At 66.9% G+C, this 10030-nt stretch carries 13 protein-coding genes; 6 read left to right on the plus strand and 7 right to left on the minus strand.

The genetic code is table 11. The features are described 5' to 3' along the window. The first annotated feature begins 1 nt into the window (after position 1). Positions 2-931 carry an ATP-grasp domain-containing protein gene (locus ACZ5IQ_RS14615; protein WP_464481390.1) on the plus strand — a complete coding sequence of 310 codons (930 nt, stop codon included), beginning with the start codon at positions 2-4 and terminating at the stop codon, positions 929-931. On the opposite strand, the gene ACZ5IQ_RS14620 is transcribed toward ACZ5IQ_RS14615, so the two are convergent. Further along, on the minus strand, positions 932-1324 hold the full coding sequence (locus tag ACZ5IQ_RS14620) for a type II toxin-antitoxin system VapC family toxin (protein ID WP_064858093.1): 393 nt from the start codon (positions 1322-1324) through the stop codon (positions 932-934). Further along, positions 1321-1572, minus strand: coding sequence for a type II toxin-antitoxin system Phd/YefM family antitoxin (locus ACZ5IQ_RS14625; protein WP_064858092.1), 252 nt, complete (start codon positions 1570-1572; stop codon positions 1321-1323). The genes ACZ5IQ_RS14620 and ACZ5IQ_RS14625 overlap by 4 nt, the downstream gene beginning before the upstream one ends. Before the next feature lie 88 nt (positions 1573-1660). Here ACZ5IQ_RS14625 and ACZ5IQ_RS14630 point away from each other — a divergent pair, with 88 nt between their 5' ends. The 4 genes from ACZ5IQ_RS14630 (at position 1661) to ACZ5IQ_RS14645 (ending at position 4335) form a co-directional block, all read left to right on the plus strand. Continuing rightward, positions 1661-2143: a hypothetical protein gene (locus ACZ5IQ_RS14630; RefSeq protein WP_234789583.1), complete on the plus strand. Its 483-nt coding sequence runs from the start codon at positions 1661-1663 to the stop codon at positions 2141-2143. Beyond that, entirely contained in the window at positions 2140-2853 is a 714-nt protein-coding gene (locus tag ACZ5IQ_RS14635) for a hypothetical protein (RefSeq protein WP_064858090.1), read from the plus strand. Before ACZ5IQ_RS14630 ends, ACZ5IQ_RS14635 begins: the two co-directional genes overlap by 4 nt. A 161-nt stretch (positions 2854-3014) precedes the next feature. After that, positions 3015-3650 carry a hypothetical protein gene (locus tag ACZ5IQ_RS14640; RefSeq protein WP_234789582.1) on the plus strand — a complete coding sequence of 212 codons (636 nt, stop codon included), beginning with the start codon at positions 3015-3017 and terminating at the stop codon, positions 3648-3650. A gap of 142 nt (positions 3651-3792) precedes the next feature. Then, positions 3793-4335, plus strand: coding sequence for a Uma2 family endonuclease (locus ACZ5IQ_RS14645; protein ID WP_064858089.1), 543 nt, complete (start codon positions 3793-3795; stop codon positions 4333-4335). Here ACZ5IQ_RS14645 and ACZ5IQ_RS14650 read toward each other — a convergent pair. Next, positions 4325-5254, minus strand: a complete 930-nt coding sequence (locus tag ACZ5IQ_RS14650) for a COX15/CtaA family protein (RefSeq protein WP_209840990.1) — start codon at positions 5252-5254, stop codon at positions 4325-4327. The genes ACZ5IQ_RS14645 and ACZ5IQ_RS14650 overlap by 11 nt on opposite strands. Before the next feature lie 20 nt (positions 5255-5274). Continuing rightward, positions 5275-5856, minus strand: coding sequence for a TetR/AcrR family transcriptional regulator (locus tag ACZ5IQ_RS14655; RefSeq protein WP_064858087.1), 582 nt, complete (start codon positions 5854-5856; stop codon positions 5275-5277). Positions 5857-5939: 83 nt separating this feature from the next. Between ACZ5IQ_RS14655 and ACZ5IQ_RS14660 the strand changes: the two genes are divergently transcribed. Next, complete coding sequence (locus ACZ5IQ_RS14660) at positions 5940-6548, plus strand: hypothetical protein (RefSeq protein ID WP_064858086.1); 609 nt, start codon at positions 5940-5942, stop codon at positions 6546-6548. 7 nt (positions 6549-6555) lie between these two features. Here the strand turns inward: ACZ5IQ_RS14660 and ACZ5IQ_RS14665 are convergent, their stop codons facing one another. From ACZ5IQ_RS14665 to mptB, 3 genes are read right to left on the minus strand one after another with little or no spacing between them, the layout of a single operon-like run. Continuing rightward, positions 6556-7338 (minus strand): ABC transporter permease, encoded by a 783-nt coding sequence (locus tag ACZ5IQ_RS14665; RefSeq protein ID WP_064858085.1) that lies wholly within the window; start codon positions 7336-7338, stop codon positions 6556-6558. 31 nt (positions 7339-7369) lie between these two features. Further along, the gene (locus tag ACZ5IQ_RS14670; protein WP_267325415.1) at positions 7370-8299 is read right to left on the minus strand and encodes an ABC transporter ATP-binding protein; all 930 of its coding nucleotides are present in this window, start codon (positions 8297-8299) and stop codon (positions 7370-7372) included. After that, positions 8296-9975, minus strand: coding sequence for a polyprenol phosphomannose-dependent alpha 1,6 mannosyltransferase MptB (mptB, locus tag ACZ5IQ_RS14675; RefSeq protein ID WP_464481391.1), 1680 nt, complete (start codon positions 9973-9975; stop codon positions 8296-8298). Before mptB ends, ACZ5IQ_RS14670 begins: the two co-directional genes overlap by 4 nt. Between the last annotated feature and the right edge of the window lie 55 nt (positions 9976-10030).

Here is a 10030-nt window from a genome sequence, read left to right on the forward strand (position 1 = left end):
CGTGAAACTCGCGCGGCCCGATATCCGGCATCCCCGTGTCGTTTTGGCAGGTTGTCAGGCCCTCGTCGAAGGTGACGGGGACGACGACGGATTGGTCAAGGCACTGCGGGACCGCGGCTTGCACGCGCACTGGCTGGCGTGGGACGACCCGGCCACGCTGCAGGCCGATCTGGTGATCCTGCGGGCCACGTGGGACTACACCGAGCGGCACGACGAATTCCTGGCATGGACCAGGAAGGTGCGCAATCTGCTGAACGCGCCCGAGGTGGTCGCGTGGAACAGCGACAAGCGTTACCTGGCGGATCTGGCGGCGGCCGGGGTGCCAACGGTGCCCGGCAGCTTCTTCGCGCCGGGAGAGGCGGTGACGGTGCCCGCGGGCGAGGTGGTGGTCAAACCCGCGGTGGGCGCGGGTTCGGTTGGCGCGCAACGATTCGCCGACGCCGGCGCGGCCGCTGCGCATGCCGCCGCGCTTCAGGCCGACGGCCGCACCGCGCTGGTCCAGCCGTATGACGCGCGCATCGAGGCGGGGGAGACCGCGCTGGTGTTCCTGGGCGGCAAGCAGTCGCACGCCTTCGTCAAGGGGCCGATGTTGCCGCCGCCCGGCGGCAGTGTGGAGATGCACGAGTCCGGCACGTATGCCGAGGAACAGCTGCGGCCGGCCGACCCGGATTTCGAGTTGTGGGACGTCGGTTATGCGACGCTGGCCGCGGCGGCGCGGCATCTGGGCATCGCGCCTGCGGAGTTCCTGTACGCCCGCGTGGACGTCATCGGGGACCGTCGGGATCCGCGGCTACTGGAACTCGAACTCGTCGAACCGGGGCTGGGCTGGCGGCAACTGGCCGAGCCCGAACGTGCTCTGGCGCAACGGCAATTCGCTCTCGGTGTCGAGTCGGCTCTGGAGCGGCTGGGGCTCGGTCCGCTGTCGCCGTAGTTACGTCTCGGCGACGGGATCGACTGTGCGCAGTCCCAGGGCAGCAGCCACCCGCAGCACGCCGGCATCATGACTGACCATGACCGTGCCACTGCCCAGGCTCAGGGCGGTGGCCAGGTGAATCGCATCGAGGGTCTTGACGTGCTCAGTGATCGATTCGGCTGTCGTGAGGACGGACTCACTCAGCGGCGCGGTGGCGATCTTGTCCAACAGGTAGTCACGCTCGAGCACTGGGCGCTGCTGCCGACGCAGGACTCGCGTGAGCTCGGTTTGCAGGATGCGCGACGACACCACCTCGTGCTGTTCGGTGGCCGCGTCGAACCAAGCCACCGCACGTCGGTGACCTTCGATCGCGTAGACGGCGACGGACGTGTCGAGGTAGTAGCGCGTCAACGATCCGATGCCATTTCGGCAAGGAGCGCGTCGATCTGCTTGGCGGACTTTCGGGGCAGATGTCGCTCGGCGAGACGCGGAGCGGCCGGATTGCGCGGCGGAATGATTCCCGACGACTCCGAATCCACCGGAACCAGGCGGGCGACGGGGTGCCGGTGCCGAGTGACCACGTAGGTTTCGCCGGCGGCAACGTCTTCGAGCGCCGCGGTCGGGTTCTGCCGCAGCTCGGCGACGGTGATCGACTTCATGACGATGATTGTAGATATCATATCTACAATCATCTAGGTTAGCGTGTCATCGCTGTAGCACCATGCGGTATTCATTTAGATGTGGTCTGTGCCGTATGACGAGCCGCGTGACGACCATGACCGCGGCATTCCGGACTACCGAGGCCTGGCCTCCCACATTGGGCACAGACTTGCCGCCAACGGGCCGAACATCATCGCTCCCAACGGCCGCGCGTTCTGGAAGCTCACCGACGCCGACAGTGGTGCGCTCGCGTGGCTGGCGTTCACTCGGCCGAATGGCTCGGCGTTGGCCCGGCGCAAGGTGTGGACATTGATCCCGCGTCTGCAGGTTTTCATCGCCAACTGGTTCGTCAGCGTCGACCACCAGCTCACCGAGGTTCGGTGGGTACACACGAACATCGACATTTATGAGGCGCGCGAAACAGCGCTGTTGGTGCCGGAGCCGTCAGCCGACGATTTGAAGCGAATCACTCGACCCGAGGCAGTGCTGACCCTGGATGACATCGACCGGCACAAGGTGACGACGGTGCTGGGCAAGGGAACGGATCATGCACTGAAAGGGCGACGATGACGCACCTGGACAAACAGGAATTTTACGCGTGGGCTTACCACGACCTGCTGGCAAACACGACCCGCGGCGTCCTGGCCGAGTACATCGTTGCGAGAGCGCTCGGCATCGACACCAAGAAAATCACGCGTGTCGAATGGGATAAGCACGACCTCGAAGTCGACGGTATTGGCGTGGAGGTGAAATCGGCTGCCTACGTCCAATCGTGGCATCAAGATCAAGACCTGTCTTCGATGATCTCGTTCAACATCGGCCCCGCGAAGTGGTGGGACGCCCGTACCAACACCTATGCCGCTAACGCGGAGCGAAGCGCCGACGTGTATGTCTTCTGCTTGCTCAACGGCACGAAGCGCGACGACATCAATCCGCTCGATGTCACACAATGGGCGTTCCATGTCCTGGCGACGAGCATCCTCAATCAAAAAGCAGTGACACAGAAGACGATTCGGCTCGGACCGCTCATCGCCCTCGGTGCACAACAGTGCGCGTGGGACACGCTGGGGGATGTCATTCGTGAGAAGGCTTTGGCCAACCGCGAGCACTCATTGCCAGAACGTCGACCCGCCCGTCCCGGGTTCGACACCTACACTGCGACGACGACCGCCGCCGGCACCGCCGCGATCTGCGACGCCGAACCCGCGGACGGAACTGTCACCCCCGGGCATTCGAATCCTCGGAAGAGTTCTGCGAATGACGGAGCTGCAGGTCCGTAACTACGCGTCCGAAGAACTCGCAGCGTGGTTTGATGGGTATGCCCGGTACACCCGCGACTGTGTGAAGCGAGCGAGACTGGAGGGCCGCAGCATCCGACCGGACTGCACCCACGAGGACTGCCTGCGATGTTCCTCCCCACCCCTTGGAGAACGGAGGCACGATGGCCTACAAGTACTTGGCTGACGGTGATTACGCGGTGTGGCGATTGGGTGATGGCCCTGTCGCCCCGTGGATCGAGACGTTCAACCCGATCAGAGGCTGGATCGCCGCGGACCTTCCTCGGCAGGCCGGTGATGCACAGCCTGTTTCCGAGGCTGAGGCAATGCAGGTGTGCGACGCGCTGAGGCGACGCGTAGCTGCGAACCGCATCCGCATGACCGCACTCGAAGCGGCGAAAGCGATCGCTCACCGCGAACACTCCCACCAATCTGACAAGGCCGGGCAGCCGTACATCGGGCACGTGTCCCGTGTCGCCGCACAAGTGTCCGACGACCACGACGCTGAGACAGTGGCATGGCTGCACGACGTCGTCGAGGACACCAGCATCGAACTGTCCGATCTAGGCGACGAATTCGCGCCGCACATCGTCGCAGCTGTCGATGCGATCACCCGCCGCGTAGGCGAAGCCCCAGCCGACTACTACCGACGGGTCCGCGGTAATGACCTGGCACGCCGTGTAAAGCTCGCCGACATCGCCGACAACTCTGACCCTGTCCGTCTAGCTGGCTTGGATTCGGCGACTCGTGAACGCCTTGAACGCAAGTACCGACAGGCGCTGGAAGCTGTATCGGCCTAGCCCACTGTTCTGAATCGGGGCACACCGGTGATGCACTGTCGTTGCCTACTGTCCGGAGTTGCCAGTGCTAGCGCCTGCAAGTCGGGGCTACGCCTAAAGTTGTCAGTGGTCAGGTTTACCGTCGCGATCGAAAGGGGGTGCCATGGCGCAGCCGATTCTGAAGTTCCCCGACTACTGGTCCGAATCCGATCTCAACGATCTACCTGCGGACGGGCACCGCTACGAGATCGTCGATGGGAGCCTGCTCGTGACGCCGCCGCCGTTGGACAGTCACCAGGGGATAGGTGGCAATTTGTACTTCATCCTGCGGAGTGCGGCTCCGGTCGGCTGGCGGGTGCTGTACGAAGTCGGTGTCCGCGTCCCGGGTGGAAATTTCATCCCAGATCTGGTTGTCCTCAAGCCTGATGCCGCCCGCGGAGTCGAATGGCGCGAGTCGTCCGACGTTGCACTGGTGGTCGAGATTGCTTCGCGCTCAACTGAACTCGTCGACCGGAGTCTGAAGGTCATCAAGTACGCCGAAGCGGGAATCCCAAACTACTGGCGGATTGAGGGCGACGGAACGGTCGAAGTTCGCGCGCTCACCGACGGTCAGTACGTCATGAAGGGCACGATTGCGCCCGGGGAACCGGCACACCTTGCCGAGCCCTTCAGTGTGGAATTCGACCCCGCGAATCTCACTGATTAGCGGAGCTTGGGGCGCAACGCGACCGCATCGACGCCCATAGCGCCGCAGTAGCCGCGGTGCAGGCGCCGGCGCCCGCGACGTGGATGGCGACGAGAACCGCGGGTACGCCGGTGTAGAACTGGACCGCGCCGACCGCGCCCTGCGCGAGCACCAGCCCGGCCAGGACCGCCAGCCGCAGCAGGACGGGTTTGGGGGCGCGCACCGCCAGCAGGGCGAAGCCCAGCCCGATGACGAAGCTCAGGTAGGCCACCAGCAGCGACGAGTGAAGGTGCGCCAGATCGGTGATCTCGACCTGCAGGCGCTTGACCGGTTGAAGGGCGCTCTTGTCGCCGGCATGGGGTCCGGCGCCGGTCACCAGCGTGCCGGTCACCAACACCGCGGACAACGTGACGGCGGTCAGGGCCGTGAACCAGCGCAGCGGCCGCGGTACGACGAGTTGGTCGGTGCCCGAATCGGGTTCGCCGATCTTGACGTAGAGCAGCACCGCCAGCCAGACCATCACCATGGACACCAGGAGGTGGACGGCGACGGTCCACCACAGCAGCCCGGTACGGACCGTGATGCCGCCGATGATTGCCTGCACCACCGTCGATGCGGGCATCAGCCAGGCGTAGAACTTGACCTCGCGGCGGCGGCCGGCGCGGATGACGGCCAGCACCGCCAGCGCGGCGGTCAACACCACACCGAACGTGAACATCCGATTGGTGAACTCGACCGCCTGGTGCACGACGGGTACCTCGGCGTGGGGCACCGGCACGAAGCTGCCGGGGAAGCACTGTGGCCAGGTCGGGCAGCCCAGTCCGGATGCCGTCACGCGGACGATGGCCCCGGTGACGGCGATGCCGCCCTGGGTCAGGATGACCAGGAACGCGATGAGCCGCTGGACCCGAAGCGAGGGGATGGGCAGCTTGTCGAGCACAGGCTGATGGTAGATCAGCGTTAACTACGTGGCGTAGTAGGGGCGACGAACGGCACCAGCACCTGATCGACGAGGTCGACGACGAGGTCGTCGGTGATGGGGTCGCCGGTGATCAGGAGTCGGTGCCACAGGACGCTCTGGCCGAGTTCGCGGGCGATCTCCACGGGTACGTCGGCCCGGACGTCGCCGCGGGCGACTCCGCGCGCCAGGAGATCGGCCATCTCTTCCTTGCGCCAGCCAATCACGTCGGCCCGGAACGCGGCGGCGAGTTCGTCGTCCCGTGTCATGGCCGCGACCACCGCGCGCATGGTGGCGGCCTGAGGTCCGGTGAACACCGCGGCCCAGCCGCGCAGTACCGCCAGCATGTCACCGCGGTAGCTGCCGGTGTCGGTGTGCGGTATCGCAGCTTTTGCGTTGCGCAGCAAGGTGTCTCGCAGCAGTGCGGCGCCGTCGGGCCAGCGCCGGTACAGCACGGGCTTGCTGGTCCGGGCCGCGGTGGCGACAGCCTCCATCGTCACGCCGGCCGGTCCCTGCTCGGTGAGCAGTGTCATGACCGCGGCGCGGATCGCCGCATCGAGCTCGTCGCCGCGTCGTCGCATCAGACCTCCTCGAAGAAACGCTTGCGTATCTTAACTGGCCAGTTTAGCGTAGTGATCAAGAAACGGAACCGTATCTTGGAGGAGCTATGAGCCGACCGATCCTATATCCGCTGCGGTCCGTCGACACCGCGACCGTCCGCTACTTCGGCGCACCCCACGGCCGGCGGCGGGTGACCATCGAACATCGGCCGCTACCTGGGGTGACGCCGCCGATGCTCCTCGATTGGTTCACGCACCTCGGCGGCACCATGCGCTACGGCGACCAGATCATCGACCGGTACCTGGCGTGGCATCCCGTCGACCACATCCGGTGGGAACTGGCCCGCCCGGCCAGAACTGGTGGCGCGGCCGAAGGTGCCCGGTTTCGCATCGTCGAGGCGTTCGGCGGCCGGCCGGAGTACCGCGTCGACGTGGTGGACACGGTGGAAAAGCTCGACGAGACCGGCATCCGGTTGGTACAGCGGGTGGCCGGCGTCATCGTGTTCAGCCTTGAACACACCTGGTCAGCGGGCACCGAAGGGGCGCACTATGTCAGCGTTCTCGACGTCGGTGCGCGGTCGGCGCTCATGGCGCCGGTCAACCGGCTGCTGCTCCGGCGGTTCCCCGACGACATGGTGCGTGCCTGGGTGAAGCACAACATCGAAGAGGTCGGTCAGCTGGAATTCCTGCTGCCGGAGTTGGCCGCGGTGGTCTGAACAGCGGTCAGCTGAACCGGAACCAGCGCAGCGCGGCCAGTCCGGCGAGCACGCCCCACGCGGCCAGCACCGCAATGCCGAACCAGTCGACCGACAGCGTCATCGCCTGGGTCAGTGATTCGGTGAGCGCGCCCGACGGCGTCAGTCGCGCCACCCAGCGCAGCGCTTCGGGGACGACGCGGTGCTCGATGGTCAGGGCGCCGAGCCCGGCCAGGATGAACCACAGCAGGTTCGCCAGGGCCAGCACGATCTCGGCCTTCAGCGTTCCGCCAAGCAGCAGGCCCAGGGCTGCGAACGAGGCGGTGCCGAGCGCGATGACCACCGCGCCCAGCAGCAGGCTCAGCGGGCTCGGCCGCCAGCCCAGCGCAATGCCGATGCCGCCCAACAGGATTGACTGCAGGAACACCGTCGTGACCACGGCGAGCGACTTACCGGCGATGATGCCCCACACCGGCAACGCGGTGGCGCCGAGGCGTTTGAGCGCGCCGTAACGCCGGTCGAAGGCGACGGCGATGGCCTGCCCGGTGAAGGCTGTCGAGATCACCGCCAGCGCCATGATCGGCGGGGTGAACGTCCCCGGGCGGTGGTCGCCCAGCGAGCCCAGCGGCAGCAGGGTGAGCCCGACCAACAGGGTGATCGGGATGAACATGGTCAACAGCAGTTGCTCGCCGTTGCGCAGCAGCAGCTTGAGCTCCAGGCTGTACTGCGCCGCGAGCATCGCGGGGATGGCTGCGGGCCGCGGGTCCGGGGTGAACGTTCCCGGGGCGAACCGATTTGTCGCTGTACTCATGCGCGATCCGCCTTCGCTACTCGCTGGCCACTCATGACCGCAGCTCCCGTCCGGTCAGGTCGAGGAACACGTCCTCGAGGCTGCGCTGCTCGACGCGCATGTCGGTGGCCAGCACGTTCAGGCGGGCGGCCCACGCGGTGACGGTGGCCAGCACCTGCGGGTCGATGTGGCCTTCCACCAGGTACTCGCCGGCGGCGGCTTCCGTGGCGCGGTAGTCCTCCGGCAGCGCGGAGATCAACAGCGACAGGTCCAGTTTGGGCGGGGCCGAGAAACGCAACTGGTTCTCGGCGCCGCCCCGCATCAGGTCGGCGGGTGTACCGGCGGCGACCGCGGCGCCGTGGTCGATGATCACGATGCGGTCGGCCAGTTCCTCGGCCTCGGTGAGCTGATGTGTGGTGAGCACGACGGTGACACCGTCGCGGCGCAGGCCTTCGATCAACTCCCACACCACGATTCGGGCGTGGGCGTCCATACCGGCGGTGGGCTCGTCGAGGAACACCAGCTCAGGGCGTCCGACGATGGCGCACGCCAGCGCCAGGCGCTGCTGCTGCCCGCCGGACAGCCGGCGGTAGGTGGTGCGCGCGGCTTCGGTCAGGCCGAGGGTGTCCATCAGCCACTGCGGGTCGAGCGGATTGGCCGAATACGCCGCGACGAGGTTCAGCATCTCGCCGGCTTTGGCGGCCGGGTAGCCGCCGCCGCCCTGCAGCATCACGCCGATGCGGGCGCGCAGCTTGGCGTTGTCGGCCGTCGGGTCCAGGCCCAGGATCGAGATGCTGCCCGAGTCGGGTTTGTTGAAGCCCTCGCACATCTCGACGGTGGTGGTCTTACCGGCCCCGTTGGGTCCGAGCAGGGCCAGCACCTCGGCGCGCTGCACCTCCAGATCCAGATTGTTCACGGCCTGGATATCGCCGTAGCGCTTGCTGACGCCGCGCAGCAATACGGGCGTCTCACCGGAACTCACGGGGATTCAGCGTAAGCGTCGGACCTGGCAGCGGCGCTACCAGGGGCGTCACCGTTGTCGGATTCCGGCAATCCGCGCCAGGGCAGGCGACCCCGCGTCGCGGCGATCAGCAGCAGCACGATGACGGTACTGGCCAGGGTGGCGTCGAGGATCTGGAAGAGCGCGAACCGGTCGCCGTTGGCCGTCGGGCCGAAGACGCCGACGACGAACGTCACCACGATGGTCGTGCCGCGGAAGCCCGGCCGGGTGGCCCAGCAGGCCAGCGGGATGATCGCCCACAGCAGGTACCAGGGCTGCACGACGGGGAACAGCAGCACCGTCGCGCCCATGGCGACGCCGAGGCCGCCCAGTGGGTGGAGCCGCCCCCGCAGCACCGACAGCAACAGCCAGCTCACCAGCACGCCGATGACGAAGACGCCGATCCCACGGGTCAGCCCGAGGACCGCGGTCGTGTGATCGCCCAGGCCGAGCAGGATGCCGACCTGTCCGGTACCGAGCGCGACCAGTGTCGGCGGCGACATCCACGACCGCACCACGTTGGCGGTGCCGAGTGTGAACAGCCAGCCGAAGCCCAGGCCGCTGGCCCAGCCGATGAGCGCCATGACCGCGAGTGCGACGGTGCCCAGCGGCACACAGGCCTGGAAGAAGGCCTTGACCGTCCCGCCCAGCCGGCGCGCGAGGGCCATCGCCACGAAACCCAGAGCGAGCAGCGACGGCAGCTTGATCTGCGACGACATGGCGATGAGCACCGTGCCGGTGAGCAGCATCGCCAGCGGATACCACGCGGCCCAGTCGGCGCGGTGCCGCGGCCAGCCCAAGGGCCGCGGGAGGAAGGGGTGGGCGGAATCGATGCCGCGCATGGCGAATTCGGTGCCGGCGAGCATCAGTCCGAGCATCGGCGCTTCGTTGTGGATGCCCGCGATGAGGTGCATGAAGAGCAGGGGATTACACGGTCCCAGCCAGAGTGCGCTGACTTCGGCGACACCGCAGCGGCGCGCCAGCCGTGGCGTTGCCCACACCGTGGCCGCGACCCCGAGCAGCACGACCAGCCGGTGCGAGAGCACACCGGCGACGATGTTGTCGCCGGTGAGCTCCGAGATCCCGCGCCCGATCCACAGGAACAGCGGTCCGTAGGGCGCCGGTGTTTCCCGCCACAGGCTCGGCACCGTCAGGGTGAAGACGTGGCCGAGCCCGAGCCCGGTCGCCGGGCCGACGCGGTAGGGGTCGAGACCGATGCTCGCGATCTGGCTCTGCGCCAGATAGGAATAGACGTCCTTGCTGTACATCGGCGGCGCGATCAGCAGCGGCAGCGCCCACAGCAGCAGCGTCTGGTCCAGCTGACTGCGCGACATGCGCCGTTTGCCCAGCGTGTAGCGGCCCAGCAGTAGCCACGCCAGCGCCATCATGACGGCGCCGGTGGTGGTCATGGTCAGCGAGACGGTCTGGATGCGGGACGGCAGGTTCAGCAGGCGCACCCCGAACGTCGGGTCCTGCACGACGGGCCGGGCGCCGGCGCCGAGCGCGCCGATGGCCATCAGTACCGTTCCGGTTGCCCCGAACCGGCGGGTCCGGCGCAGGGAGGCGATCTCGGACGCGTTGAGCGGGGAGCCGACGGACGGCTCGTCGGCATGCCAGTGCGCGACGGCCGTGCTCAGGTGCTGAAGGCGGTCGGGCATCAGAGCAGATTAGCCGTAGGCCTGTTTGGCCCCCGCCAACTCGGTGATAAGGGTT

It is taken from the genome of Mycobacterium toneyamaense (genome assembly GCF_055384815.1).

Coding starts and splice junctions, on each gene's coding strand:
- ACZ5IQ_RS14635 (WP_064858090.1), top strand. CDS start 2,140: ATGACGCACCTGGACAAACAGGAATTTTACGCGTGGGCTTACCACGAC.
- ACZ5IQ_RS14640 (WP_234789582.1), top strand. CDS start 3,015: ATGGCCTACAAGTACTTGGCTGACGGTGATTACGCGGTGTGGCGATTG.
- ACZ5IQ_RS14645 (WP_064858089.1), top strand. CDS start 3,793: ATGGCGCAGCCGATTCTGAAGTTCCCCGACTACTGGTCCGAATCCGAT.
- ACZ5IQ_RS14665 (WP_064858085.1), bottom strand. CDS start 7,338: ATGAGTACAGCGACAAATCGGTTCGCCCCGGGAACGTTCACCCCGGAC.
- ACZ5IQ_RS14625 (WP_064858092.1), bottom strand. CDS start 1,572: ATGAAGTCGATCACCGTCGCCGAGCTGCGGCAGAACCCGACCGCGGCG.
- mptB (WP_464481391.1), bottom strand. CDS start 9,975: ATGCCCGACCGCCTTCAGCACCTGAGCACGGCCGTCGCGCACTGGCAT.
- ACZ5IQ_RS14660 (WP_064858086.1), top strand. CDS start 5,940: ATGAGCCGACCGATCCTATATCCGCTGCGGTCCGTCGACACCGCGACC.